Annotated in this window: 27 protein-coding genes; 14 read left to right on the top strand and 13 right to left on the bottom strand. The window is 71.5% G+C overall.

The window, feature by feature from the left end:
• Window positions 1–13: 13 nt before the first annotated feature.
• A complete protein-coding gene (locus tag ACH4S9_RS46385) occupies window positions 14–1,126 on the bottom strand; it encodes a MerR family transcriptional regulator (RefSeq protein ID WP_398377626.1) in 1,113 nt (370 codons plus the stop codon).
• A 99-nt stretch (window positions 1,127–1,225) separates the two neighbouring features.
• Window positions 1,226–2,011 (bottom strand): IclR family transcriptional regulator, encoded by a 786-nt coding sequence (locus ACH4S9_RS46380; RefSeq protein ID WP_398377624.1) that lies wholly within the window; start codon window positions 2,009–2,011, stop codon window positions 1,226–1,228.
• 172 nt (window positions 2,012–2,183) lie between these two features.
• Here ACH4S9_RS46380 and ACH4S9_RS46375 point away from each other — a divergent pair, with 172 nt between their 5' ends.
• Together ACH4S9_RS46375 and ACH4S9_RS46370 are read left to right on the top strand one after the other, a co-directional pair.
• On the top strand, window positions 2,184–3,290 hold the full coding sequence (locus tag ACH4S9_RS46375) for a homoserine dehydrogenase (protein ID WP_398377621.1): 1,107 nt from the start codon (window positions 2,184–2,186) through the stop codon (window positions 3,288–3,290).
• The gene (locus ACH4S9_RS46370; RefSeq protein ID WP_398377619.1) at window positions 3,283–4,713 is read left to right on the top strand and encodes an aldehyde dehydrogenase family protein; all 1,431 of its coding nucleotides are present in this window, start codon (window positions 3,283–3,285) and stop codon (window positions 4,711–4,713) included. Before ACH4S9_RS46375 ends, ACH4S9_RS46370 begins: the two co-directional genes overlap by 8 nt.
• Here ACH4S9_RS46370 and ACH4S9_RS46365 read toward each other — a convergent pair.
• The 5 genes from ACH4S9_RS46365 to ACH4S9_RS46345 all read right to left on the bottom strand — a co-directional run bounded on the left by ACH4S9_RS46365 (window position 4,694) and on the right by ACH4S9_RS46345 (window position 8,859).
• Entirely contained in the window at window positions 4,694–5,146 is a 453-nt protein-coding gene (locus tag ACH4S9_RS46365; RefSeq protein ID WP_311724592.1) for an Lrp/AsnC family transcriptional regulator, read from the bottom strand. The genes ACH4S9_RS46370 and ACH4S9_RS46365 overlap by 20 nt on opposite strands.
• A gap of 79 nt (window positions 5,147–5,225) precedes the next feature.
• Entirely contained in the window at window positions 5,226–6,017 is a 792-nt protein-coding gene (locus ACH4S9_RS46360; RefSeq protein ID WP_311724593.1) for a cyclase family protein, read from the bottom strand.
• A gap of 58 nt (window positions 6,018–6,075) precedes the next feature.
• Window positions 6,076–6,759, bottom strand: a complete 684-nt coding sequence (locus ACH4S9_RS46355; RefSeq protein ID WP_311724594.1) for an HAD hydrolase-like protein — start codon at window positions 6,757–6,759, stop codon at window positions 6,076–6,078.
• On the bottom strand, window positions 6,756–8,120 hold the full coding sequence (locus ACH4S9_RS46350; RefSeq protein ID WP_398377617.1) for an amino acid permease: 1,365 nt from the start codon (window positions 8,118–8,120) through the stop codon (window positions 6,756–6,758). The genes ACH4S9_RS46355 and ACH4S9_RS46350 overlap by 4 nt, the downstream gene beginning before the upstream one ends.
• A 262-nt stretch (window positions 8,121–8,382) precedes the next feature.
• A complete protein-coding gene (locus tag ACH4S9_RS46345; RefSeq protein ID WP_358847838.1) occupies window positions 8,383–8,859 on the bottom strand; it encodes a hypothetical protein in 477 nt (158 codons plus the stop codon).
• Window positions 8,860–9,066: 207 nt separating this feature from the next.
• Between ACH4S9_RS46345 and ACH4S9_RS46340 the strand changes: the two genes are divergently transcribed.
• The 5 genes from ACH4S9_RS46340 to ACH4S9_RS46320 all read left to right on the top strand — a co-directional run bounded on the left by ACH4S9_RS46340 (window position 9,067) and on the right by ACH4S9_RS46320 (window position 12,236).
• Window positions 9,067–9,846, top strand: coding sequence for an IclR family transcriptional regulator (locus tag ACH4S9_RS46340; RefSeq protein WP_361192216.1), 780 nt, complete (start codon window positions 9,067–9,069; stop codon window positions 9,844–9,846).
• A gap of 55 nt (window positions 9,847–9,901) precedes the next feature.
• On the top strand, window positions 9,902–10,573 hold the full coding sequence (locus ACH4S9_RS46335) for a class I SAM-dependent methyltransferase (protein WP_398377615.1): 672 nt from the start codon (window positions 9,902–9,904) through the stop codon (window positions 10,571–10,573).
• A gap of 104 nt (window positions 10,574–10,677) precedes the next feature.
• Window positions 10,678–11,109: a helix-turn-helix domain-containing protein gene (locus ACH4S9_RS46330; protein WP_352133453.1), complete on the top strand. Its 432-nt coding sequence runs from the start codon at window positions 10,678–10,680 to the stop codon at window positions 11,107–11,109.
• 18 nt (window positions 11,110–11,127) lie between these two features.
• Window positions 11,128–11,754: a hypothetical protein gene (locus ACH4S9_RS46325; RefSeq protein ID WP_311724599.1), complete on the top strand. Its 627-nt coding sequence runs from the start codon at window positions 11,128–11,130 to the stop codon at window positions 11,752–11,754.
• 137 nt (window positions 11,755–11,891) lie between these two features.
• Entirely contained in the window at window positions 11,892–12,236 is a 345-nt protein-coding gene (locus ACH4S9_RS46320; RefSeq protein ID WP_311724646.1) for a DUF2516 family protein, read from the top strand.
• Between the two features lie 83 nt (window positions 12,237–12,319).
• Here the strand turns inward: ACH4S9_RS46320 and ACH4S9_RS46315 are convergent, their stop codons facing one another.
• Both ACH4S9_RS46315 and ACH4S9_RS46310 read right to left on the bottom strand, forming a co-directional pair.
• Window positions 12,320–13,552, bottom strand: coding sequence for a fused response regulator/phosphatase (locus tag ACH4S9_RS46315; RefSeq protein WP_311724600.1), 1,233 nt, complete (start codon window positions 13,550–13,552; stop codon window positions 12,320–12,322).
• A 359-nt stretch (window positions 13,553–13,911) separates the two neighbouring features.
• Window positions 13,912–15,105, bottom strand: a complete 1,194-nt coding sequence (locus ACH4S9_RS46310) for an NlpC/P60 family protein (protein WP_385347071.1) — start codon at window positions 15,103–15,105, stop codon at window positions 13,912–13,914.
• A gap of 334 nt (window positions 15,106–15,439) precedes the next feature.
• On the opposite strand from ACH4S9_RS46310, the gene pstS reads away from it, so the two are divergent.
• The 4 genes from pstS (at window position 15,440) to pstB (ending at window position 19,679) form a co-directional block, all read left to right on the top strand.
• Window positions 15,440–16,570 (top strand): phosphate ABC transporter substrate-binding protein PstS, encoded by a 1,131-nt coding sequence (gene pstS / locus ACH4S9_RS46305; RefSeq protein WP_385347073.1) that lies wholly within the window; start codon window positions 15,440–15,442, stop codon window positions 16,568–16,570.
• 98 nt (window positions 16,571–16,668) lie between these two features.
• Window positions 16,669–17,655 (top strand): phosphate ABC transporter permease subunit PstC, encoded by a 987-nt coding sequence (gene pstC / locus ACH4S9_RS46300; protein WP_311724603.1) that lies wholly within the window; start codon window positions 16,669–16,671, stop codon window positions 17,653–17,655.
• A gap of 139 nt (window positions 17,656–17,794) precedes the next feature.
• Complete coding sequence (gene pstA / locus ACH4S9_RS46295; RefSeq protein ID WP_311724604.1) at window positions 17,795–18,871, top strand: phosphate ABC transporter permease PstA; 1,077 nt, start codon at window positions 17,795–17,797, stop codon at window positions 18,869–18,871.
• 31 nt (window positions 18,872–18,902) lie between these two features.
• Window positions 18,903–19,679 (top strand): phosphate ABC transporter ATP-binding protein PstB, encoded by a 777-nt coding sequence (pstB, locus tag ACH4S9_RS46290; RefSeq protein WP_311724605.1) that lies wholly within the window; start codon window positions 18,903–18,905, stop codon window positions 19,677–19,679.
• Window positions 19,680–19,860: 181 nt separating this feature from the next.
• On the opposite strand, the gene ACH4S9_RS46285 is transcribed toward pstB, so the two are convergent.
• Window positions 19,861–20,859, bottom strand: a complete 999-nt coding sequence (locus tag ACH4S9_RS46285; protein ID WP_311724606.1) for an inorganic phosphate transporter — start codon at window positions 20,857–20,859, stop codon at window positions 19,861–19,863.
• Window positions 20,860–20,867: 8 nt separating this feature from the next.
• Entirely contained in the window at window positions 20,868–21,488 is a 621-nt protein-coding gene (locus ACH4S9_RS46280) for a DUF47 family protein (protein ID WP_311724607.1), read from the bottom strand.
• Between the two features lie 194 nt (window positions 21,489–21,682).
• Between ACH4S9_RS46280 and ACH4S9_RS46275 the strand changes: the two genes are divergently transcribed.
• Window positions 21,683–22,066, top strand: coding sequence for a metal-sensitive transcriptional regulator (locus tag ACH4S9_RS46275; RefSeq protein ID WP_311724608.1), 384 nt, complete (start codon window positions 21,683–21,685; stop codon window positions 22,064–22,066).
• A 214-nt stretch (window positions 22,067–22,280) separates the two neighbouring features.
• Here the strand turns inward: ACH4S9_RS46275 and ACH4S9_RS46270 are convergent, their stop codons facing one another.
• Together ACH4S9_RS46270 and ACH4S9_RS46265 are read right to left on the bottom strand one after the other, a co-directional pair.
• A complete protein-coding gene (locus ACH4S9_RS46270) occupies window positions 22,281–22,469 on the bottom strand; it encodes a hypothetical protein (protein WP_311724609.1) in 189 nt (62 codons plus the stop codon).
• A gap of 127 nt (window positions 22,470–22,596) precedes the next feature.
• A complete protein-coding gene (locus tag ACH4S9_RS46265; RefSeq protein WP_398377612.1) occupies window positions 22,597–23,670 on the bottom strand; it encodes a hypothetical protein in 1,074 nt (357 codons plus the stop codon).
• 97 nt (window positions 23,671–23,767) lie between these two features.
• On the opposite strand from ACH4S9_RS46265, the gene ACH4S9_RS46260 reads away from it, so the two are divergent.
• Entirely contained in the window at window positions 23,768–24,103 is a 336-nt protein-coding gene (locus tag ACH4S9_RS46260; protein ID WP_398377678.1) for a hypothetical protein, read from the top strand.
• A gap of 70 nt (window positions 24,104–24,173) precedes the next feature.
• Window positions 24,174–25,802 carry an FAD-binding oxidoreductase gene (locus ACH4S9_RS46255; protein ID WP_385347079.1) on the top strand — a complete coding sequence of 543 codons (1,629 nt, stop codon included), beginning with the start codon at window positions 24,174–24,176 and terminating at the stop codon, window positions 25,800–25,802.
• Window positions 25,803–25,982 lie beyond the last annotated feature (180 nt).

Genomic DNA, 25,982 nt, shown 5'->3' with positions numbered 1-25,982 from the left:
GCCCCGGACCACGTCACTCCTCCGGCTCCAGAACATCGGCGACCACGCAGCTGACGTTGTCGGGGCCGCCCGCCCGGTTGGCCAGAGCGACGAGCTCGCGCACCGCCCCCTCGGGATCGCGGGCCGAGGTGACCACCCCGCGTATGTCCTCGGTCGGCACCACGGCGGACAGCCCGTCGGAGCAGAGCAGATAGCGGTCCCTGGGCCGGGCGTCGTGCAGACGTATGTCGGCGGTGGCCCCGGCCTCTCCGGTCAGGGCCCGCGCCAGCAGGGAGCGCTGCGGGTGGGAGGCGGCCTCCTCCGGGGTGAGCCGCCCTTCGTCGACCATCGACTGGACGAGGGTGTGGTCGTGGGTGATCTGGAAGAGCCCGCCGTCCCGCACGAGGTACGCGCGGGAGTCCCCGATGTGCACCATGGCCAGCTGGGATCCGGTCCACAGCAGCGCGGTGAGCGTGGTGCCCACCTCCCGCGGCGCGGGGTCGGCTCCGGCGATGTCGCGCACGGCGTGGCCCGCCTGCTCGACGGCGTCCTCCAGCGCGTTGAGGATCCCGCCCACCGGGACGCCCGCGCCGACGCCCTCGGCGACGCCCTCGACGCCCAGGCGTTTGAGCACTTGGACGGCGGCCGCGCCGGCCGGTGCGCCGCCCGCGCCGAAGCCGTCGGCGACGGCGAGCAGACGGGACCCGGCGTAGGCGGTGTCCTGGTTGCTCTCGCGGACCAGGCCGGTGTCGGACAGCGCGGCGTAGCGGATTCCCAGGGGCTTGGTGGTCGGGGACATGTCGGGGTCCTTCCATGACAGATGGTCGACGAGGAAGGCGGCCAGGTCTCGCCGGGCGGCGGTCTCGGCCTCCACCTGGGCCCAGTAGGCCCGGACCTCGCGCGCCGCCGCGGCCGCGTCCACCTCGCGCAGCTCGCAGACCTCGCCGATGCGGGCCAGCGGCATGCCCAGGCGGCGCAGCCAGGCCACCAGCCGGGCCCGTTCGAGCTGCTCCGGTGCGTAGAGCCGGTAGCCCGTCGCCGGGTCGACCCGGGCCGGGGACAGCAGCCCCAGCTCGTCGTACAGCCGCAGCGCCTTCGGCGACAGCCGGGACGCCTTCGCGAACGCCCCGATGGTCAGCAGGCCCATGTCCGCCTCCTCGCGCCGGGCGCCTCGCCCGGCACATCGATGCTGTGGCCTCCCCCAAGGACAAGGTCAAGGAGGAGGGCAAGGAGGAAGAGCGGTCGGCTACGGCGTGGCGACGTCGATGAGCCGCCCGAGCGCGGCGGCCGAGGCGGTCAGATCGGCGCGGATCGTCTCCTCCCGCGGCCGGAGGTCCGTCTGCCGGCCCAGGACCGCGAGCGCCGCGAAGATCTGGCCCTGGCCGTCCCGCACCGGTACGGCGTACTCGGTGATGCCGTGCTCGAACTCCCCGTGCGCGGCGACCATCCCGCCCGGCCGGTCGCGGTCGTTGGCCGCTGCCAGCTCGTCGGCGGAGTGTGCGGCGTTGGGCCCGCCGACGCCGATCAGCTCGTACCCCTGGAGCAGCGCCGCGATCTCGTCGCCGGAGTGGTCGAGCAGCAGCGCGCGCCCCGCCCCCGTGCACCAGCAGGGGGTGACCAGGCCGGCCCTGACGGGCCATGGCTCGGCTGCCGCTGCCGCCTCCGCGCGCAGCAGCCGGACGAGCACACCGTCGCGCACCGAGAGCCGGGCGCCGGCCCCGTGTTCGATCGCGAGCCGGCGAAGGACCGGCCGGGACCCGCGCAGCAGGCCGTGGTTGAGGGCCCGGCCCAGCTCGTGGAACCCGGCGGCGACGCGCAGTGTGGAGTCCTCACGGCGCTCCAGGAACCCCCGGTCGCACAGCTCCTGGGTCATCCGGGAGGCCTTGCTGGGGTCGATGCCGATCTCCTGGGCGAGCCTGGCGACGTTGAACCCGGTGCGCCCGGAGGTCTCCCGCTCCAGGACCGCGTTGATGATCTGGAGGCCGGTACGCAGCGAGGACGCCGCCTGGGCCTTCGGCGGGTTCGCTGTCACGGCCTCACTTTAGCAACGTGATCCCCACGTGATCCCCACGTGATCCGCGGCCGCCGCAGGACAACCGCTCGCGGGACGGTGCACATCGGCATCTCCGCCGGTCGCTTCGGCATGGCCGCGATGACAGGCGCGGAGGTGACGCTGGGCGAGGTCACAACCGAAGGAGATGCTGATGACGCTGATGACCCGATACGACCTCGCCCTGATCGGATTCGGTGGCGTCAACCGCGCGCTCGCCGAACTGATCGCCGAGCGTGGCGACGAGCTGTCCGAGGAGCTGGGCTTCGGCCTGCGGGTGGTCGCGATCACCGACCTGCGGGCCGGGTCCCTGGTGCGGGCCGACGGTATCGACCTGGCGCCGCTGCTCGCGGTGGCGCCGGGCGAGCTCGACTTCTCCGGCCTGGAGGGCGGCAGCGCCGATCCGCGCAACGAGTGGGTGATCCGGTCCGTGCCCGCCGACATCGTCGCCGAGGCCACGTTCACCAACCCGGCCGACGGCGAGCCCGCGCTGTCGCATGTGCGCTGGGCGCTGGAGGCGGGCAAGCACGTGTGCACCACCAACAAGGGCCCGGTCGCCCTGCACTGCGACGCGCTCAAGCGGCTCGCGGCGGAGCGCGGCGTCGGCTTCGAGTTCGAGGGGACCGTGCTCAGCGGCACGCCGGTGCTGCGTACGGCGGACCGGCTGCTCGCGGGTGCCCGCGTCACCGGCGTCGAGGGCATCATGAACGGCACCTCGAACTACATCCTCGGCCGGCTCGAAGAGGGGGTCGGCTTCGCCGACGCCGTCAAGGAGGCCCAGGAAGCGGGCTATGCCGAGGCGGATCCCACGGCGGACGTCGAGGGCTTCGACGTACAGCTGAAGGTCGCGATCCTCGCCCATGAGGTGCTGGGCGCCACGCTGTCCCGCGACGACATCGCCCGGGAGGGGATCACCCGGCTCACCCCGGCGGACATGCGGGACGCCGCGGCCCGGGGGCTGCGGTGGAAGCTGATCGGCTCGGTCGCCCGCCGCGCGGACGGAGGCGTCGACGCGCGCGTGGCGCCGGTCGCGCTGCCGGTCGAGCACCCGCTGGCCTCGGTCGGCGGCGCCGTGAACGCGGTGGCCTTCCACACCGATCTGCTCGGCACCGTCACCGTCTCCGGCCCCGGCGCCGGGCGCACCGAGACCGCGTACGCCCTGCTGTCGGACATCATCGCCATCCACCAGCGGCACGGCACCGGCCCCATCGCCCCCGCTGCCGCCGCAGGACGCGTCCTCCAGGAGGCCCTCCGTGACTGACACCACTCTCGCCGCTCTCCCGCACACCGGCGACGACGACCACGGCTTCGTCGCCGTGCGCAACCCGTACACGGACGAGGTCATCGGGTCGGTCTGCGCCACAACGGCGGACGCCGTCGACGAGGTCATGGCCCGCGCCCGCCGCGGGCGCGCCACCGCCGCGGCCCTCTCGCGGGCCGCCCGGGCCACGGTGCTGGACCGCGCGGCCCGGCTGGTCTCCGAGCGCGCCGAGTCCTTCGCCCGGCTGATCGTGGCCGAGGCGGGCAAGACCATCGCCCAGGCCCGCAAGGAGACCGCCCGCGCGGTGAACACCCTGGCGCTGTCGGCCGCCGAGGCCCGCCGGAACGCGGGCGAGGTGGTGCCCTTCGACGCGTACGAGGGGTCCGAGGACCGCCAGGGCTGGTTCACGCGGGAGCCGCTGGGCATCATCGCCGCGATCACCCCCTACAACGACCCCCTCAACCTGGTCGCCCACAAGCTCGGGCCGGCCGTCGCGGGCGGCAACGCCGTCATCCTCAAACCCTCCGACCTGACCCCGCTGTCCGCGCTGCGGCTGGTCGACACCCTCGTCGAGGCCGGGCTGCCGGATGAGGTGATCACCGTCGTCAACGGCGGCGCGGACCTCGGCGCCGCGATCGTCGCCGCCCCCGAGGTGCGCATGGTCTCGTTCACCGGCGGCTTCGCGACCGGGGAGGCCATCGCGCGCCAGGCCGGGCTGAAGAAGCTCGCCATGGACCTCGGCGGCAACGCGCCGGTCCTGGTGCTCGCCGACGCGGACCTCGACCTCGCGGTGGAGGCGTGTGTGTCCGGCGCGTTCTGGGCCGCGGGCCAGAACTGCATCGGCGCCCAGCGGATCCTGGTCGCCCGGGAGGTGTACGACGAGTTCCGCGCCGCGTTCGTCACGAGGACGAGGGCGCTGCGGACCGGCGACCCCCGCGACGAGCACACCGATGTCGGCCCGATGATCACGCCCCTGGCGGCCCGGGCCGCGAAGGCGAAGGCCGATGAGGCCGTCGCGCGGGGCGCGGTGCTGCTGTGCGGCAACGACCTCGACGGGAGCCGCTACAGCCCCACCGTGCTGGAGAACGTCCCGGCCGACAGCGCCCTGTGGCGGCAGGAGGCGTTCGCGCCGCTCGTGGCGCTGGAGCCGGTCGACTCCTTCGAGGAGGCCGTGGCGCGCGCCAACGAGATCGACTTCAGCCTCCACGCGGGCGTCTTCACCGCCAGCCTGGACCGCGCGATGGCGGCGGCCCGGCTGCTGGAGGCGGGCGGGGTGATGGTCAACGACTCGTCCGACTACCGGTTCGACGCCATGCCGTTCGGCGGGTTCAAGTACGGCAGCATGGGCCGCGAGGGCGTGCGGTTCGCCTACGAGGACATGACGCAGCCGAAGGTCGTGTGCCTCAACCTCGCGGGCGGCTGACCACCCGCGAGAGCGTCAGCGCCGTGACCGTATCGCGTACACCGGGCATCTGGGCGATCTGTTCCCAGATGCCCTGTACGCGTTCCAGGGACCTGGCCTCGATCCGCACCATCAGGTCGAACTCCCCGCTGAGCACATCGCAGATGACGACCTCCGGGATGCGCTTGAGCGCCGCCAGCACCTCGCCGCCGCGCAGCCGGTCCTTGCGGTAGACGAGGACGAGCGCCGAGGCGATGTCCTCGTCCTCGTGCCCGCCGCGCACCAGCGTGTAGCCGCGGATGTGTCCCTGCCGCTCCAGCCGGTCGATCCGCTGCCGTACGGCGTTCCGCGACAGCAGCACCCGCTGGCCGAGCTCGGCGTGCGACAGGCGGGCGTTGCGGGTGAGTTCGGCGATGATCTTCTCGTCGATCGCGTCCAGGGCCGGTCGGTCCATCGCGGTATCCGTTCCGCGCACGGCGAGACCCCGGCGGACTCGGGTCCGCCGGGGCTCCGTGCGCCGGTCGTTCGGGCAATCAGTCATTCATGTCGTTCGGGCACAGGGCGAAGACGCGGGCCGGGAACCCGGAGCCGCCCTGGGGCTTGGGCCAGGTGGCGACGATCAGCGCGCCCGCCTCGGGCACCTGGTCGAGGTTGGCCATCAGCTCTATCTGCCACCGGTCACGCGCGAGGACGTACCGCTCCAGGCCGAAGTCGCCGGCCGAGGTGGCCGAGCCCGGGTCGGTGTCGGTCTGTTCATGGCCGATCGCGGTCACGCCCGCCTCCTCGAACAGATACCGCAGCACCTCGCCGGACCAGCCGGGGGCGTGGCTGACGCCCGCCGCGTCCTTGTTGGCCATCGCGTCCCGGTCCGGCCAGCGCCGGCCCCACCCGGTGCGGAGCGCCACGAACGACCCGGCGGGGACGGTGCCGTGGCGCGCCTCCCAGGCCGCCACGTCGTCCAGGGTCGGGGTCGCGTCCGGGTCGGCGGCCACCCGCTCGGTGATGTCGAGCACCACCAGCGGCAGGACCATCTCCTCCACGGGGATCCGGTCCAGCGTGCGCGCCCCGGCGACGAAGTGCACGGGCGGGTCGACATGTGTGCCCCACTGGCCCACGAGTGTGTAGCGGTGGACGTTGAAGCCGTCCCCGCGGTCCATGTCGAAGACCATCTCGCGCTGCTCGTCGGGGAAGGCGGGGAAGTGCGGCTGCCCGGGGTGGAAGGCGTGGGTGAGGTCCGTGTACGTCGCCTTCGCGGTCAGCTCGCGAAAGGCCGACCACAGGGTGGGGGCGGCGGCGGTGGTGTGGTGCGGGCTGCTGTCGCTCATGTGCTGGTTCTCTTTCGCGTCATTGGTGCCATGCCGGTGATTTCACGTCAGTGGCTGTTCAACGGCCATGGTCGCGGGCCGCGATCAGCAGGTCCGTCAGTTCCGCGGGCTCGGCCACCGAGGCGATGGCGTCCGCCGACTCCGACCGGTCCCCATAGCCCCACAGCACGTGGACGGCCGGGATCCCCTCGGCGGCGGCGCTGGTGACGTCGTACGACCGGTCGCCGACCATGAGCGGCGCCGACACGTCGACGCCGCGGCGGGCCAGCCGCGCCAGGCACTCCCGGATCACCTGCCGCTTGGTGGTGCGGCCCGCCCGGTCGTCGATGCCGCACACCGCCTCGAACCGCGGGTCCAGGCCGTAGTGGGCGACGATCCGCCGCGCCTGGTCCTCGACCTTGGAGGTCGCCACCCCCATCGGCAGGCCCGCGGCGGCCAGCGTCTTCAGCGCCTCCACGATCCCGTCGTACAGCGCGCTGTCGAGGGCGCCGTGCGCCGCGTAGTGCGCGCGGTACGCCGCCAGGGCCCGCAGCGCGGTGGGCTCGTCGAGGCCGAGCCGGTGCCGGAAGGACTCGTACATCGGCGGGCCGACGAACGTCCGCAGCACGCCGGGGTCCGGGGCCACGACGCCGACCTCGCACAGCGCGGCGTGGATGCTCGCGAGGACCCCCGGGGCGGAGTCGACGAGGGTGCCGTCGAGATCGAGCAGCAGACAGGTGGGCGGGGTCGGCGTCGGGGTCATGAGGCCGTCGTCCCGCTCCCCCTGCGGCGGTGCCGCAGGTAGTAGTACAGGTAGCAGGCGGCGACGAAGGGGACGCCGAAGTACAGGGCCGCGACCTGGGCGGGATCCAGGGCGACGCCGACCAGGGAGACCAGGCAGAGCAGGAACGCCAGGACGGGCACGACCGGATAGAGCGGGGTGCGGTAGGGCAGGGTCTTCACATCCCCGCCGGCGCGCAGGAAGGCTCTCCGGTGGAAGAACTGCGAGGCCGCGATCGACATCCACACCGCCACCGCGGCGAACCCGGCGATCGACACCAGCACGAGATAGACGGTCTGGGCCGCGACCACGCTGCTCAGCAGTGACGCGAGGCCGCCCAGCATGCTCACCACGAGGGCGGCCATCGGGATCTGCCGGGAGTTCAGCCGCCGCAGCAGCTGCGGGGCCTGGCCCTCCTCGGCGAGCGAGAACAGCATCCGGGCGCAGGAGTACAGGCCGCTGTTGCCCGCGGACAACAGCGCCGTGATGATCACGAAGTTCATCACATCGGGCGCGTAGGGGATCCCGATGGTTGTGAAGACGGTGACGAACGGGCTCTCGTCCAGCCCGACCTTGTCGTACGGGATCATCGCGGCGATCACCGTGATCGCCCCGGCGAAGAAGACCAGCAGCCTGATCACCGTCACCCGCAGCGCCTTGGGCACCGCCCGGGACGGGTCGTCCGTCTCGCCCGCGGCGACGCCGATCAGCTCGGAGCCGGAGAAGGCGTAGAACGCGGCGAGGACGGTGACCATGACGCCGGACAGCCCGTGGGGGAACAGGCCACCGGGCGTGTCGAAGTTCTCGAACAGATGCGGGAACGCCGCGTGCTGGTCGGACAGCGGGTGGAAGCCGAAGATCGCCGCGCCGCCGAGGACGATGAGGGCGACCACGGCCGCGACCTTGATGAGGGAGAACCAGTACTCGGTCTCGCCGAAGACCCGGGCGGAGATCGCGTTGACGGTGAACACCACGGCGGCGCAGACGACACACCACACCCAGACGCTGACGGAGGGGAACCAGCGCTGCATCAGCAGCCCGCAGGCGGTGAACTCGGAGCCCAGGGCGACCGCCCAGGTGAGCCAGTACAGCCAGGCCGTGGTGAAGCCGGTCGCCGGATTGATCGAGCGCGAGGCGTAGATATGGAAGGCGCCGGAGACGGGGTAGGCGCAGGCGAGCTCGCCCAGGCAGGTCATGACGAGGTAGACGACGAACGCGCCGACGAGATAGGCGAGGACCGCGCCGAGCGGGCCGGCCTGGGAGATGGTGTAGCCGGAGCTGAGGAAGAGCCCGGAGCCGATGACCCCGCCCATCGCGATCATCACGAGGTGGCGGCTGGTCATGGAGCGGCGCAGTGAACTCTGGGCCGCGTCCTGGGATGCGCCTTGAGACGCGCCTTGAGATGGGCCCTGGGGCGGGTGGTCGGTCGCTCTTGCCTGGGCCGACGGGCTCTCCGCCGGCAGTGATGTAGTCATGACATGACTTCCTCGGGGTGGCGGTGACGGGGACGACACGGCGTGGCGGAGGGGTGGTGCCACCTCTTCGGCGCTCGCGGCCCGCGCGGGGTCCGCGCGCCGCGAGCCGCTCACTCGGAGCGCGGAGGACTCACGCGCGGGAAACGAGCTCCAGGGGTGCGGAGAGCTCGACGACCGGGACCTCCCAGGGGTGGGCGGCCACGATGCGCGAGAGGACGGTGGACACCTCGTCGTCCGCGACGGAGGCGTCCATATACGTGGTGAAGGTGAGGGTGGGGGACAGCGAGCGGGAGCCGACCGCGCCGAGGGTGGGGGTGGACCCGGGCGCGGCGGTGAATCCCTCGGCGCCGATCCCCACCTCGAAGACATCGGTATAGAGGCCGAAGTCTCCGACCTCCGGCGAGCCCTCCAGGACGCGGAACAGCCCGGCCAGGGACTCGTCCTCGTAGAGCGCCGCGAGATCCCCCGCCGCCACGGCGGCCAGGGTCTGCCGCGAGACGGGCCAGTACACCTTGATCGCCCGTACCGACCGGCGGCGGATCGCCGATTCGGCGCGGCACGGCCCCTGGCCGTATGCGTGGGCTGCGGACGTCACCGTCGCCGTCATGGCTGTCGCTGTCCCTTCTCGTGCGCCCCGACGGGGCGGCGGAAACCGATGGCGAGATGCTATGCGTGCATCTACCGCACGGCAAGATGCAAATAACGCACACTTTCAGAGGCGGACGGTGGCAGCGCGGGCAGTAGGGTGTCGGCGATGGCTGATCGCGCCGCATGGACGGCGCACGGCGCGGCGTGGCGACACGGCTGAGGGGTCATGGAATCGAGCGTGGGCAAGGGCCTGGACGTGCTGATGGCGCTCGCCCGCAGAACAGCGGAAGGACACCGCCGCACCTCGGCCACCGACCTCGCACGCGAACTGGCCCGCGACCGCAGCCAGCTCTCCCGCGGCCTGGCCGCCATGCGGGAAGAGGAGTTCGTCGCCAGGGGGCACCTCCCAGCGGTAGCTGGGGGAGGCTCACCCCGGGCGCTCGCCCTGCACTGGCGGCTCTACGCCGACACCCAGGAACTCACCGCGCACCGCCTGCGCACCGACGGACAGACCGCGCTGGAGGGCATGGTCGGCGAGACCGGCGAGAGCTGCTACCTGGGCGTCCTGGCCGGCGACGCGACCGTGACGATCGCCGAACGCGTCCCGCAGGGCAGCAGGCAGGTCGGCTCCTGGATCGGCCGCCCCTACCCCGCCTATTGCAGCGACTGCGGGCAGGCGCTGCTCAGCGACGCCGACGACGAGGAAGTCACCGCCGTCTTCGCCCGCACCGACTTCGTACGCCACGGGCCCAACACACCCACCGGCGTCGACGACTTCCTCCGGCGGCTCGCCGCCACCCGCGAGCGGGGCTACTCGATCGTCGACGAGGAAGCCGAGCCCGGCCTGTACTCGGTCGCCGCCCCGGTCCGCGACTTCCGCGGCGAAGTGGTGGCCGCGCTCCAGGTCGTGGGCCCGCGCGTCCGACTCGCCCCGCGCACGGAGGAGTTGGCGGCCTCCGCGCTGCGCTGGGCCGGCCGGCTGGAGGCTGCCCTGCGAGGGGTGTGACGCCCAACCGGACCCACCCGGGCCTCCGTTGGCCACCGTTCTGTAGCTTCACCGCGTGACCGACACCCCCGACACCCCCGACGCCCCCTACCTCACCGCCGTCCGCGAGTCGTACGACACCGTCGCCGACGCGTACGTCTCACGCGTCAAGACACCCGCCGAGCTGGACCCCTTGTCACGCGCGACGCTGACCGCGTTCGCCGAACTCGTCCGGGCCACCGGCCGGGGCCCGGTCGCCGACCTGGGCTGCGGCCCCGGCCGGGTGACGGCGCACCTGGCCGAACTGGGGGTGTCCGCGTTCGGCGTCGACCTCTCGCCGGAGATGATCAGGCACGCCCAAGAGGCCTATCCCGACCTGCGGTTCACCGTGGGCTCGATGACCGCCCTGAAGATCGGGAACGCCGAACTCGGCGGCATCCTGGCCTTCTACTCCACCCACCACACACCGCCGGAGTGGCTGCCGACCGTGTTCTCCGAGTTCCACCGCACCCTCGCGCCCGGCGGCCATCTGATGATGGCCGGCTACGTCGGAAACGACGAGCGCCTCCGCCCGACGCGGGCCTACGGGAACCGCCCGGTGTCGTACGAGTCCTACCTGCTGCCGGCTGACCGGATCGCCGATCTGCTGGGCCGGGCCGGGCTGGTCGTCACCACGCGCGTCATACAGGAGCCGGACGAGGGGATGACGCGGCGGATCGCCACGTTCCTGGCCCGCAAACCGGAATGACGGCGGACCCGGCCCGCCGGAACGGGGGTGCCGGAACGGGCGCCGATGACACGGCTGCAAGCGAATGCTTGCAATAGTTAGCACTCATGCGGCAGCATGGAGGCATGGCATCACTGAACGTCGGCACCCTCGGTGAGTTCCTGCGGGAACAGAGACGCAGCGCGCAGCTCTCGCTGCGCCAGCTCGCCGAGGCCGCCGGGGTGTCCAATCCGTATCTGAGCCAGATCGAGCGCGGGCTGCGCAAGCCGAGCGCGGAGATCCTCCAGCAGCTCGCGAAGGCGCTGCGGATATCCGCGGAGACCCTCTATGTGCAGGCCGGGATTCTCGACGAGCGGGACCGGGACGACACGGAGACGCGCAGTGTGATACTCGCCGATCCGTCGATCAACGAGCGGCAGAAGCAGGTGCTGCTCCAGATCTACGAGTCCTTCCGCAAGGAGAACGCACCGGACCCCGCCGCGGGCGACACCCCCGCCGGAACCCCCGCCGGAACCGCCACAGGCAGCGCCGACGACGACGCCGAACCCTCGAAATGATCCGGGAGGACCATCAGCATGGCCATCACCGACGATGTGCGTAAGACGCTCACCGACCCGACCCCCCTGTACTTCGTGGCGGGCACGGCCGACCTCGCCGCCCAGAAGCTCAAGGAGGTCCCGTCGCTGGTCGAGAAGATCGTCGCCGAGGCCCCCGAGCGCTTCGCCGCCGTACGGAACACCGACCCGAAGGCCGTTCAGGACCGGGTCACCCAGCAGGCGAAGGACGCCCAGGAGAAGGTCACCGAGCTGCTGGGCACGCTCGACACCGACCTGAAGAAGCTCCGCGACACGGCACAGGACCTGGCGCTCCAGGGCGTGGGCCGCGCGGCCGAGCTGGCCGTCAAGGCGCGGGAGCGGTACGACGAGGTGGCCGAGCACGGCCAGGAGGTCGTCAAGACCTGGCGCGGCGAGGCGGCCGACGAGATGGTGGAGATGGCCGACGCCATCGAGCCCAAGGAGCGGCCGGTCCCGGTCGCGGGCGAGCCGTCCAAGGACGCCACGAAGACCGCGGTCAAGCCGGCCCCCGCCGCCACCCCGGCCACCCCCGCCCCCGCTGCCGCCGCCAAGAAGAGCCCGGCCCGCAAGCCGGCCCCGGCGCCCGCCCCCGGCGCCAAGAAGACCCCGCCGAAGGCCCAGGCCTGAGGGCGGCGAGGGCTGAGGGACGGATGTCCGCCGGAGCCGGACCCCAGGGCCGGGCACACGCTGCGTGCCCGGCCCTGCCAGCGGGTACGGTGGCCGGTGGAACGCTTCCCATACATATCTTCTAGGCGGTGGACGGCGTGCTGGTACAGGGATTCAACAATTTGTTGTACTGGGTCTCCTGGGGGTTGCTCCTGTTCAGCCTCTTCGCCTTCATCGACGCGGCGATCCGCCGCGAGGACGCCTACCGTGCCGCGGACAAGCAGACCAAGCCCTTCTGGCTGATCATCCTCGGGATCGCGGCCGCGGTGAACTTCTTCATGGGGATTCTCGACTTCCTGCCGATCATCGGGCTCATCGCGACCATCGTGTACTTCGTCGATGTGCGGCCCGCGCTGCGGCAGGTCTCCGGCGGCGGCCGCAACTGGCGGCGCGGCCGCGGCTCCAGCTCCGACGGTCCGTACGGGCCCTTCAACGGCCGCTAGGCGCAGCGATCACGAGCGGGGCCCTGTGGCCGTGACCGTCAGCCGCAGGGCCGCCGGCCTCAGGTCCGCCGGCCGCGCGACCGTCAGCCGCGGTCCAGGAGCAGCACGGCCAGGTCGTCCGTCAGCTCCCCGCCGTTGAGCGTCCGCACCTCGGTGACGGTGTTGTCCAGCAGCTCCTCGCCGCGCAGCCCCGATGCCAGCCCGCGGGTCACGATCTCGACCATCCCGTCCTGGCCCAGCCGCTGCACGCCCTTCCCGATGCGCCCCTCGATAAGCCCGTCGGTGTACATCATCAGGCTCCAGGAGCCGCCGAGCTGGATCTCCCGGCGCGGCCAGCGGGCGCCCGGCAGCAGGCCGAGCGCCGGGCCGTTGTCGTCGGAGGGCAGCAGCCGCGGCGCCCGCCCGGGGCGCACCGCCAGGGGGGCGGGGTGGCCGGCCAGGCACACCCCGGCCCGCCGCCCGTCCGGCGCGATGTCGACGGTGCACAGGGTCGCGAAGATCTCGTCGTCGGCGCGCTCGTTCTCCAGGACCTGCTGGAGGGTGCCGAGCAGTTGGTCGCCGCAGAGCCCGGCGAAGGTCAGTGCGCGCCAGGCGATGCGCAGCTCGACGCCGAGGGCCGCCTCGTCGGGGCCGTGCCCGCAGACGTCGCCGATCATCGCGTGCACGGTGCCGTCCGGGGTGCGGACGGTGTCGTAGAAGTCGCCGCCCAGCAGGGCGCGGCTGCGGCCGGGCCGGTAGCGGGCGGCGAAGCGCAGACCCGAGCCCTGGAGCAGCGGGGTGGGGAGCAGCCCGCGTTCCAGCCGGGCGTTCTCCTGGGCGCGCAGCCGGGACTCGGTCAGCTGGCGCTGGGCGAGGTCGGAGCGTTTGCGCTCGACGGCGTAGCGGATGGCGCGGCTGAGGAGCCGTCCGTCCAGCTCGTCGCGGAAGAGGAAGTCCTGGGCGCCGACCCGTACGGCCTCGGCGGCGCGTTCGCCGTCCTCCACGGCGGTCAGCACGAGGACCGCGTGGGCGGGCGCGAGCCGCAGCACCGCGCGCAGGGAGTCGAGCTCGTCCTCCGCCTTCTTGCCGGGGCCGGGCAGGGCCAGGTCCAGCAGGATGCACTGGACGTCGTCGGTGAGCAGCCGCTGGGCCTCGGTGAGGTTGCGGGCGGTGCGGATACGGACGCGGTTGCCCTCGGTGTCCAGCATTTCGGGGACAGTGAAGGAGCCGGCCGGGTCTTCCCCGATCACCAGCAAGGTGAGCCCGTTGTCGGGCGGCGCGGCGGGGCGGGCCTCGGTGGCCTCCGCCTCCAGCTGCCCGGTCGCGGGTACGGACATCGCTCGATTCCTTCCCTCCCCCCGAGAGTGCGGCACCCTGTCGAACTGACACAGCGCCGGACACCGAGAGGCGACCATAGCGCTAGGGCGGGCCCCAGCGGAATGACCTTCGGACAGCCACTTTTGTCATATGCCAAAGCAGAAAAGGGACTTGACGCGCCGGGGCGGGGCGGCGAGATGACGAACATCACGCCGACACGAGGTGAAATGACCGGATAACAGCCCGATGTGGATGCTAGTAACCGGTCCTTTCCCCCACCCGGCTCAACCCCGGCCGGCCCGACCCCCCACCGGACTCGACTCCCCGTCGGATGCGGACACATCGGGACGTACGACACCGGGCGCGACATCCGGCGGGCTCAGCCCCCGTCGGGACGTACGACGCCCAGGATCGGCATCGAGCCCGCACCCGCGACCGTGACCTGCCGCCCCGGGCGCGGCGCGTGGACGATCGCTCCGTCCCCTACATACATCCCCACATGACTCGCGTCCTTGAAGTAGATGATCAGATCCCCCGGCCGCATCCGCTCGACGCCCACCCTCGGCAGCCGCCGCCACTGCTCCTGCGAGGTGCGCGGGATGGCACGGCCGCCCGCGGCCCAGGCCTTCTGCGTCAGCCCCGAGCAGTCGTAGGTGTCGGGGCCTTCCGCGCCCCACACATAGTCCTTGCCGAGCTGGGCCGTCGCGAACTCCACCGCTCGCCGCCCCTGCGAGGTGGCCTTGCCGCCGATCTTGCGGAGTATGCCGGAGCCCAGCCAGGTCGTCTGCGCCCGGCGCTGCTGCTCGTCCTCCAGCTGCCGCAGCCGCTCCCGCTCCTTCGCCCGCAGCCGCGACTCCAGCTGCCTGGCCCGGGCGAGCTTGGCCCGGATCTCCTTGCGCGCCGCGGCCTTCTTCGCGCGGCTGGAGTCGAGCCGCTCCCACTCCCGGGAGGCCGACTTGGCATAGCCGTCGAGCGTGGCCTGCGTCTTCTCCAGCTGGTTCATCAGGCCAAGGGTCGCCTGCTGGCCCTTGCGCGCGAGCGTGACGTCGTTGAGGAAGCCCTCGGGGTCGTCACCGAGGAGCAGCTGCGCCTCTGGCGGGATTCCGCCGTTCCGGTACTGGGCCCGGGCCACCGCCCCGGCCCGCTGCCGCAGGCCCGCCATCCGCTTCTGTGCCTTCACCACGGACTGGGCGATCCTCACGATGCGTTTCTCCTGGCGGGTCTGTTTCTCGCGGGCCAGGTTGTACGCGTCGGTGGCCGCCTCGGCCTTGCGGTAGAGCGTCTCCACCCGCTGGTGCACCTGGCGCAGGCGGTCGCTCCCGGACCCCGAGCCGCCGGACCCCGAACCCCCGGATCCCGCGCCCCCGGATCCCGCGCCCGCGGGCGAGCCCGGCCTGGGCTCGCGGGGCGCGGCCTGCGCGCTTTCCGGCGCCGCCGTCAGCCCCACGGCGCACACGATCGCGGTGGCCGCGGCGACACCCGCGCCGCCTCCCCTGCTTCCCCTGCTCCCCTTGCTTCCTGTGCCTCCCTCGCCGTCCCCGCCGCCCCGCCCCACCTTCCGCTTCCTCATCACCTGCGGACCTCCACGAGCCGTCGCGTAACCCGCGCGCCAGAGCTGACTTACCGGTACGTAGGGACGGATAGTGACATGCCGTACCTCAATCCGACAGAGTCACGCGCCGTTCACCACCGCTCTCACCCCCGCTCAACCGGAACCGAGGCCTCAGCCGGGCCACCACCCTGACGGCCGAGGTTCACCCTCCGTTCACCCGTGCCCATCAGCTGCGTCACCTGATCTGCCTAATTTCAGCCCTACAGAGTGCGGGTCGCGCCCATGGCATGGCCTGTCCATCCGAGCAGACTTGTGCGCCGTCCCCACCGGCGGCTCCTGGAAGGAAAACCCGAAAGTGAAGCTTCAGCGCAACAACCGGCTTCGCGCCATCGCCGCCGGTGCCCTCGCCGTCTCCGGCGCCCTGGTCCTCACCGCGTGCGGCTCCGACAACAACAGCGGTTCCTCGGGCGGCGACGGCGGCACCAAGGCGGCCAGCAACATCAAGTGTGACGGCAAGGGTCAGCTGCTGGCCTCCGGGTCGTCCGCCCAGAAGAACGCCATGGACCTGTGGGTCAAGAACTTCGGCGCCGCCTGCAAGGACGTCAAGATCAACTACAAGGCCACCGGCTCGGGCGCGGGCATCCAGGAGTGGCTCCAGGGCAAGACCGCCTTCGCGGGCTCCGACTCGGCGCTCAAGCCCGAAGAGGTCGCGTCCTCCAAGAAGATGTGCACGGGCGGCGGCCAGGGCATCAACCTGCCCATGGTCGGCGGCCCGATCGCCGTCGGCTTCAACGTCCCCGGCGTGGACAAGCTGACCCTGGACGCCAAGACCCTCGCCGAGATCTTCGACTCGAAGATCACGAACTGGAACGACGACGCCATCAAGAAGCTCAACAAGGGCGTCAACCTGCCGAACCTCAAGATCCAGGCGTTCCACCGCTCGGACGACTCCGGCACCACGGACAACTTCACCAAGTACCTCAAGGCCGCCGCCCCCTCGGCGTGGCCGCACGAGCCGGGCAAGGCCTGGGAGGGCAAGGGCGGCCAGGCCGCGGACGGCTCCGCGGGCGTCTCCTCGCAGGTGAAGCAGGTCTCCGGTGCGATCTCCTACTTCGAGCTGTCGTACGCGACCGCCAGCAGCATCAAGACCGTGGACCTGAACACCGGCGCCGCTGCCCCGGTCCAGGCCACCGTCGACAACGCCTCCAAGGCCATCTCCGAGGCCAAGGTCAAGGGCACCGGCAAGGACCTCGCCCTCGACCTGGCATATGACACCAAGGCAGAAGGCGCGTACCCGATTACGCTGGTGACGTACGAGATCGCCTGCGACAAGGGCAACAAGTCCGACACCCTCGCCGCCACCAAGTCGTTCCTGACCTACGTCTCGAGCGAGGACGGCCAGACCTCGCTGAAGGAGCTGGGCTACGCCCCGCTGCCGGCCGAGATTGCCACGAAGGTCCGCGAGAGCGTCTCGAGCCTCTCCTGACCCGAGTGCGGCCGGCTCCAAAGCATGGGAGCCGGCCGCACCGTCCGGTGCACCGCCGCAAGGAGCCCCACCCCACGGCTCCGCAGACCGGAGAACCCATGAAAACGGACATAGAACCCACATCCCCCACAGACCCATCGGCCAAGGTCAGGACGCGCAGCACCGGCCGATTCGGTGACAAGATCTTCCTCGGACTCTCCCGGGGCTCCGGCGTGCTGCTGCTGGTGATCATGGCCGCGATCGCGGTCTTCCTCGCCGTGCGCGCCGCCTCCGCCCTCTCCGACAACCACGGGAACTTCCTCACCACCTTCGAGTGGAACACCAGTTCCCGGCCGATGGTCTTCGGCATCGCCGTCCTCGCCTACGGCACGATCGTCAGCTCGATCATCGCGATGGTGATCGCGGTACCGATCGCGGTCGGCATCGCGCTGTTCATCTCGCACTACGCGCCGCGCCGGCTGGCCACCCCGGTCGCCTACGTCGTCGACCTGCTCGCGGCGGTCCCCAGCATCGTCTACGGCCTGTGGGGCGGGCTCTTCCTCGTCCCGCACCTGACCGGCCTGTACAAGTGGCTCGACGAGTACCTGGGCTGGACCAAGATCTTCGAGTACAACGACGGCGCCGCGCGCTCCCTGTTCACCGTCGGCATCCTGCTGGCGATCATGATCATCCCGATCGTCACCAGCGTCAGCCGCGAGGTCTTCCGCCAGGTCCCGCAGATGCACGAGGAGGCCGCGCTGGCGCTCGGCGCGACGCGCTGGGAGGTCATCCGGATGTCGGTGCTCCCCTTCGGCCGCTCCGGCATCATCAGCGCCTCCATGCTGGGCCTGGGCCGCGCGCTCGGCGAGACGATGGCCGTGGCCACCGTGCTGTCCCCCAGCTACCTGATCAACGCCAGCCTGCTGGACCCGGGCGGCGGCACCTTCGCCCAGAACATCGCCAGCCACTTCAAGGAGGCCGACGGCCCCGCGCGTGACGCGCTGATCGCCTCCGGTCTGGTGCTGTTCGTCATCACTCTGCTGGTGAACGGCGCCGCGCGGCTGATCATCGCCCGCCGCAAGGAGTACTCGGGAGCCGCCGCGTGAACGACGCACACGCGGCCGCCGGGCCGCAGACGACCGCGATAGCCGCGCCTCTGCGCCGCGTGGGCGACAGTGCCCGTGGCGGAGCCGCTGATGGATCGAGCAGCTGCTGGCGCAGCGGGGTGAACGAAAGGGGCGGCGCATGAGCAACGCAGTCATCGACAAGAGCACGGTGGCCGGTGACGCCCCGCGTCCGGCCCTCAAGCAGCCCCGGCTGCCCAAGTGGACCCCGATCGGCCTGGCGGTGCTCGCCATCGCCCTGGGCTGCGGCATCGGCGTCGCCGCCGATCTGAGCAGCAGGACCCAGTGGGGTCTGATCGCCGCGCTGCTGTTCGTCGTGATCTCGTTCGGCCTGACCGCCAAGGTCGAGGGCTCCCGCCAGGCCAGGGACAAGCTGGCCACCAGCCTGATCTGGGTCTGCTTCCTGCTCGCGGTGATCCCGCTGATCTCGCTGATCTGGGAGACCGTCGACCGGGGCCGCACGGTCCTCGACGGCTACTTCCTCGGCCACTCCATGGAGGGCGTGCAGACGATCCTCCCCGGCGGCGGCGTCTACCACGCGATCATCGGCACGCTGGAGCAGGTCGGCATCGCCACCGCCATCGCGGCCCCGATCGGCCTGCTGACCGCCGTCTACCTGGTGGAATACGGGCGCGGCCGGCTCGCCAAGGCCGTGACCTTCTTCGTGGACGTCATGACCGGCATCCCCTCGATCGTCGCCGGTCTGTTCATCCTCACCTTCTGGATCATCATCCTGGACTTCGACTACTCCGGCTTCGCGGGCGCGATGGCCCTGGCCATCCTGATGATGCCGATCGTCGTCCGCTCGACGGAGGAGATGCTCAAGCTCGTCCCGAACGAGCTGCGCGAGGCCTCCCTCGCGCTGGGCGTGCCCAAGTGGCGCACCATCCTCAAGGTGGTGCTGCCCACCGCGATCGGCGGAATCATCACGGGTGTGATGCTCGCGGTCGCCCGTATCGCCGGTGAGTCGGCCCCGATCATGCTGCTGGTGTTCGGCGCCACGGGGATCAACAACAACCCCTTCGACGGCGCGCAGTCCTCGCTCCCGTACTACGTGTACGAGCAGTGGCAGCTCGGTAACGATGCCTCGTACAACCGGGCCTGGGCGGCGGCGCTCGTCCTGATCGCCTTCGTCATGATCCTCAACCTGCTCGCCCGCGGTGTCGCCCGCTGGAAGGCCCCGAAGTCCGGCCGCTGAGGCCACGCCACGAAGAAGAGAAGTGATTCACATGGCCAAGCGCATCGACGTCAGCGGCCTGACCGCCTACTACGGCAACCACAAGGCCATCGAGGACATCTCGATGACCGTCGAGCCCCGCTCGGTGACGGCCTTCATCGGCCCGTCCGGCTGCGGCAAGTCCACCTTCCTGCGCACCCTGAACCGGATGCACGAGGTCACCCCCGGCGGGCGCGTCGAGGGCAAGGTGATGCTGGATGACGAGAACCTGTACGGCGCGGGCGTCGACCCGGTCTCCGTGCGGCGTACGGTCGGCATGGTCTTCCAGCGCCCGAACCCCTTCCCGACGATGTCGATCTTCGAGAACGTCGCGGCGGGGCTGAAGCTGAACGGCTCGTACAAGAAGAGCGAGCTGGAGGGCATCGTCGAGAAGTCCCTCAAGGGCGCCAACCTGTGGAACGAGGTCAAGGACCGGCTGAACAAGCCGGGCGCGGGCCTGTCCGGCGGCCAGCAGCAGCGGCTGTGCATCGCGCGCGCCATCGCGGTGGAGCCCCAGGTGCTGCTGATGGACGAGCCGTGCTCGGCCCTGGACCCGATCTCCACGCTCGCCATCGAGGACCTGATCGGTGAGCTGAAGGAGCGCTTCACGATCGTCATCGTGACGCACAACATGCAGCAGGCGGCGCGCGTCTCCGACCGCACGGCCTTCTTCAACCTGGCCGGCGTCGGCCAGCCCGGCAAGCTCATCGAGATCGACGAGACCGAGCGGATCTTCTCCAACCCGTCCGTCCAGGCGACCGAGGACTACATCTCGGGCCGCTTCGGCTGACGCACCGCCTCCCGCGCCGGTCCGCCGGCGCGGGCAGGGATCGTCCTGTGGTGCTGCATGGCGGTGCCACCACAGGACGAAGGGCCCGCCCCCGGATCACCCGGGGGCGGGCCCGCCGCATTTACGGAGCGCTGTGCGGCTGCGGTGTACGGCCGCGCTGTGCGGCCGCGCTGTGCGGCCGTCAGCCGAAGGCCAGGTTGACGATCCAGTAGCTGAGGGCCGCGACACCGGCGGCCGCCGGCATGGTGATGAACCAGCCGAGAATGATGTTCTTCGCGACGCCCCAGCGCACCGCGTTCACCCGCTTGGTGGCGCCGACGCCCATGATCGCCGAGGTGATGACATGGGTCGTCGAGATGGGCGCCTGGAACATGAACGACGCCGTGTACATGACCGAGGCCGCCGTGGTCTCCGCGGCGAAGCCCTGCGGCGGGTCCAGCTCGATGATCCGCCGTCCCAGCGTGCGCATGATGCGCCAGCCGCCCGCGTAGGTTCCGAGCGAGAGCATCGCGGCGCAGGCGATCTTCACCCACACCGGAATCGCGTCGCTCTCGTCCTCCACACCCGCGATGACCAGGGCCATCACCACGACACCCATGGTCTTCTGGGCGTCCTGGAGACCGTGGCCGAGCGCCATGGCAGCCGCCGAGACGGTCTGGGCTATCCGGAAGCCGCGCTTGGCCTTGTGCGGGTTGGCGTCCTTGAAGATCCACAGGATGGCCACCATCACGAAGTAGCCCAGCACCAGACCGACGATCGGTGACAGGAACATCGGGATGACGACCTTCTCCACCACCCCGCTCCAGTGGACGGTGCTGGACCCGGCGAGGGCCGCTCCCACCAGGCCGCCGAACAGGGCGTGTGAGGAGGACGACGGAAGTCCGTAGTACCACGTCACCATGTTCCAGGTGATCGCGCCGATCAGTGCGGCGAACAAGATCATCATGCCTTGGCCGCCGGTGGGGGTGGCGATCAGCCCCTCGCTGACGGTCTTGGCGACCCCGCTGCCCAGGAAGGCGCCCGCGAGGTTCATCACCGCGGCCATCGCGAGCGCCGCCCGCGGGGTCAGCGCCCGGGTCGAGACGGAGGTGGCGATGGCGTTCGCCGAGTCGTGGAAGCCGTTGGTATACGTGAAGAAGAGCGCGACCGCAATGGTCACGACAAGCGCGAAGGTGTCCATGCCGAGGCTCAGGACTCCTTGACGGCGATCGTCTCGACCGTGTTGGCCACGTGCTCGAAGGCGTCAGCCGCCTCCTCCAGCACATCCACGATCTGCTTGAGCTTGAGCACCTCGATGGCGTCGTACTTGCCGTTGAACAAGTGCGCCAGCAGCTTGCGGTGGATCTGGTCCGCCTGGTTCTCGAGGCGGTTCACCTCGATCCAGTACTCCGTGAGGTTCGTCATGGTCCGCAGGTTCGGCATCGCCTCGGCAGTCAGCTCCGCGGCCCGCGCCAACACCTCGATCTGCTGCTCGACCCCCTTCGGCAGCTCGTCTATCTGATAGAGGACGACCAGGTCGACGGCCTCCTCCATGAAGTCCATGATGTCGTCGAGGGAGGACGCGAGGGAGTAGATGTCCTCGCGGTCGAACGGCGTGATGAAGGAGGAGTTCAGCTGGTGGAAGATCGCGTGAGTCGCGTCGTCCCCCGCGTGCTCCGCGGCCCGCATGCGTTCGGCGAGCTCGCTACGAGCGGAGGAGTCCGCCCCGAGCAGTTCCATCAGGAGTTTCGAGCCGGTCACGATGTTGTCCGCGGATGCGGCGAACATGTCGTAGAAGCTCGTCTCCCTGGGGGTCAGACGAAAGCGCACTGGGGATCCTCGGAATGCATCGGGGTCTGTCTCGTTGATGCTAGGTGCATCATCCGGCCACGGTAACCGGCGTTCCCCAGTGTGACCCATAGGGCAGAGTGCTTATCACAGGGACCCGGTCCAACCTGGCAGACCCGGTACCATATACCCAGCTGGGGTATATGGGGACATAGCGCTGACAACGGGAGGACGCCATGACGACCACGGGAGCCGACAGCTCCGCCACCGGCGGCGGCGAGGAGCACGGCCAGGCGTCCGGGCCCGGAGCGGCGACCGCCCTCGCCGAGCAGCACACCGGCCACGGCTACGCGAAGCAGAAGGACCAGCACCTCAAGCGGCTGCGCCGCATCGAGGGCCAGATCCGGGGCCTGCAACGCATGGTCGAGGAGGATGTGTACTGCATCGACATACTCACCCAGGTCTCCGCGAGCACCAAGGCGCTCCAGTCCTTCGCGCTCCAGCTCCTGGAGGAGCACCTGCGCCACTGCGTGGCGGCGGCCGCCGTCCAGGGCGGCGACGAGGTCGACACCAAGGTGGCCGAGGCCACCGCAGCCATCGCCCGCCTGCTGCGGACCTGAGGGCACCCGCCGCTCCCGCACCGGCGGACCACCGCCGCCGGCGCCAGGCCCTGTCTCCCCGATCTCTGTGACGGTGACATCAGCGGCTCCGCCGCGGGGGCCCGCGGCGTCAGGGGGCACCTCCCAGCGGTAGCTGGGAGGGGGCACCGCCCAGCGGTAGCTGGGGGAGCGTGCCAGGCGTCGCGGGCCCGCAGAGATCGGGGGGAGACAGGGCCTAGGGCCGGGCGTCCTCGCCCTCGGCTGGATCTGATCGGTCCGCCGCCACCTGGAGCACCTCGTCGATACGGTCCGGACTGAGCCTGTCCTCATCCGCGCTCGACGCAGCGATCATCAACTCACCGTAGAGATCGATCTCGACGAGGGCCACGGGGTCCGGGCCCGACGAGCCGCGACGCGCAACCACGTGTTTCACCTCCTCCTGCGAGCATCTGCAAGCACTTCCGAGCAGCGGCTTCCCAGCGTAGGGATCGGTACACACTCCGCGCATGGCACGGATGGACCATTTCACGGGGCTGAACGGCATGCGCTGGCTAGGTCTGGGGGGTTACGACCTTTCCTGTGTAGATATCCGATGGTTTGGGCAGCGTGACGGCGGCCGGGGCACCGAAGTCGTACAGCTCGGTGATGGAGGCCACGCCCAGCGTGCGCCGTACGCCCTGGGGGCCGGGGGCGCTCCGCTGCCCGGGGGCGCCCTGGTCGGGTCGGTAGGCGTCGCTTCCGGTTCCGGTTCCGCCTCCGTTTGTGGTTCCGCTTGTCGCGCCGGCACTGGTTCCGGTGTCGGTGCCGGTGCCCCCGTCCTGACCGCCCTGACCGCCCTGGGCGTCCTGGCCGTCCTGGGCGGGCCGGCCGACGACCTCGCTGGTCACCGTGAAGTGGTGCCGCACCTCGCGCAGCCGCCCCTGAAGGTCGAGATACGCGTCGAAGGGCACCGCGTGCTCGGCGAACCCCCGCGCGGCGGCGGCCAACGGGCCCCGCACGCCCGGCGACGCGGCCCGCGCGGCCCGCCCGATGTCCGTCGTCCCGCGGTAGTGCCGCACCACCGTGCCGTCCAGCGCCTCCTCACCCACCAGACTCACGCCCCGCGCACCGCGCAGCAGCTCGGCGGCGGCCAGCGGATCGGTCGCCCCGCCGGTGACCAGGTTCCCGTCCGGGATGCCGGCCGTGTCCACCCGCACCCACTTGTCCGGCGGGATGCCCGCGCCCCGGTTCCGCATGAACAGCGCGCCCGAGGAGAGCAGTTCGGTGATCGGCTCGTGCTCGGCGGCCCCCATCGCGTCCCTCGGCAGCACCAGCCGCAGCCGCCCCATCCGCCTGGCGTAGTCGTAGGCGCCGCTGCCCCTGATCGATACGCGGGTGCCGCCCGTAGCCGTCTCCATCGTCGTACGGACCCGCGAACTGCCCGACCGGATCAGCACATCCGCGGCGCGGTGCAGCGCGGCGGCCGCGTCGGTCTCGGCGCGCGATTCGCCGCCGGGGCGTTCGTCCGCGACCGTCTCGGAGGAACAACCGCTCACGGTCGCCATCAGCCCGGCCAGCAACCCGCCCGCCAAGGCGGCCGCCACGCGCCTCGTCGGGGCACCGCCCGTACGCCGCTGGATTTCCATCGACCGCCGACCCCCTGGCCACGCTCGTCCACGCCTTGGTACTTGTTCGTTTAACGACTCGCCCCGTCGGCCCGTCACGGCCGGGTAGCGTGGTTATGTGCTCGACTCAGGCGACCCAGGTACAGGCGCAGGCCAACACCGCACCACCACCTCGGAGAAGGGCTCCTTCTGTATCGCCCGCTGCTCCTGCGGCTGGTACGGACCCGCCCGCCGTTCGCGGGACAAGGCCCGTACGGACGCGTCCGACCACGCCGCCGAGCTCGCCGCGGAACCCGCGGCCGCGCGCACAGCCGCTCCGCCGCCGCCCCGCAGCGCGCCTTCCGGCCCCGGCATCGCCTCCGAAGCCATCGCTGATGCCGCCGCGGAAGTCACCGTCTCCCGTTCCGCATCCGCCGCCCACGGAACCGGACGCGCCGCCTCGCCCTCTGAGTAGGGGACCGGACCGGCGCGCGCCGCCCGGCCAACTGGTGGGTCAGCAGCGTCAAGTGGGACGGGAGGCCGCCATGAACCGGCGGACACTACTGGCAGCGGGCACGGCACTGGCGACCACGGGGGCCGGGGCCGCCGCGTGCGACAAGAACTCGGGACAGTCGGCGGGCGACGGCGACCCGTCCACCCGCGCCCCCTCCTCCGCCTCCGACGCCCGCTCGTCGTCCGCCTCCGCCTCCGCGTCGGCCTCCGCCGGCGGCTCCGACGGCAAGCCGCGGGCCACCGACTGGACCGCGCTGGGCAAGGGCCTTCAGGGCGACCTGATACGCCCCGGCGACGCCGACTACGCCACCGCCCGTCAGCTCTACAACACCCGCTTCGACCGGCTGCGGCCCGCCGCCGTCGCCTATGTCGCGAACACCTCGGACATCTCCGAGTGCCTGGACTTCGCCCGCCGCCACGGCACTCCGGTCGCCATCCGCAACGGGGGTCACAGCTACGCCGGTTGGTCCAGCGGCGACGGCCGTCTCGTCATCGACGTCTCCGCGCTCAAGTCGATCCGTACCTCCTCCGGCGAGGCCCGGATCGGCGCGGGCGCCAAACTCATCGACGTCTACACCACCCTGGGCGCCTCGGGCGTCACCGTGCCCGGCGGCTCCTGCCCCACCGTGGGCATCTCCGGCCTGACCCTCGGCGGCGGCCACGGCGTGGTCTCCCGGGCGTACGGGCTCACCTCCGACAACCTCACCGGCGCGACCGTCGTCACCGCCGACGGCCGGAGCCTCCAGGTGTCCAAGGACCGCGAGGCCGATCTGTTCTGGGCCCTGCGCGGCGCCGGCAACGGCAACTTCGGCGTCGTCACCGAGCTCCGCTTCCGTACCCACCGGGCCGCCGACGGCGTCACCTGCTACATGAAGTGGCCGTGGGCCAAGGCGGCGACGGTGCTGCGCGCCTGGCAGAAGTGGGGCCCGGAGCAGCCGGACGAGATCTGGTCCGCGCTCCATCTGGAGGCCTCCCCCGGACGCACCCCGACCGTCTCGGTGAGCTGCTTCTCGCTCGGCACCTACGGCGAGCTGCAGAACGCCGTCGACCGGCTCGCCGACGGCCCGGGCGGGCCCGGCCCCGCCTCGACCGTCACGCTGCGCCGCCGCGGCTATGTGGAGGCGATGCGGATGTACGCCGGGTGCGGCGACACCGGCACCGCCCAGTGCCGCCTCCCGGGCGACACCCCGGGCCGCGGCTCCTCCGGCGTACTCCAGCGCGAGACGTACGCGGCCCGCTCCGACTTCTACGCCCGTTCGCTGAGCGAGGCGGGCCTGCGCGCGATGCTCGGCCAGGTGGAGGCCTACGGACGCCGTACGGGCGGCGGGGGCGCGGTCAGCATCGCGCTCACCGCGCTCGGCGGGGCCGTCAACCGCGTCGCGCCCCTGGCCACCGCCTTCGTGCACCGCCGCTCGCGCTTCCTGGCGCAGTACACCGCCTCCTGGGCGGCCGGCGGGGCCGGGACCGCACAGCTCTCCTGGCTCGACGGGGTACACACGGCGATGCGGCGCCACGCGTCGGGGGCGGCGTACCAGAACTACACGGACGCCGCCCTCAAGGACTGGCGCACCGCGTACTACGGCTCGGCGGCGGACCGGCTGACAAAGCTGAAGAAACGTTACGACCCGGACCGGCTGTTCGACTTCCCGCACGCGCTCTGACCGCCGGGGCGCGGGGCCCGGGGCCCAGGCGGTCAGGGCCTGGCGGGTGTGAAGGCCAAAACGCGGCGTGGGGGGGGGGGGGGGGGGCCCCCCCCCCCCCCCCGGGGGGGGGGGGGCCCGGGGGGGGGCGGGGGGGGGGGGGGGGGCCCCCCCCCCCAAGCGAGGCGGCCCCGGCCCCCC

The sequence above is a fragment of the Streptomyces sp. NPDC021225 genome (assembly GCF_044332865.1).
In the GTDB taxonomy this organism is placed as follows: domain Bacteria; phylum Actinomycetota; class Actinomycetes; order Streptomycetales; family Streptomycetaceae; genus Streptomyces.
This window is presented reverse-complemented; position numbering and strand designations above follow the sequence as displayed.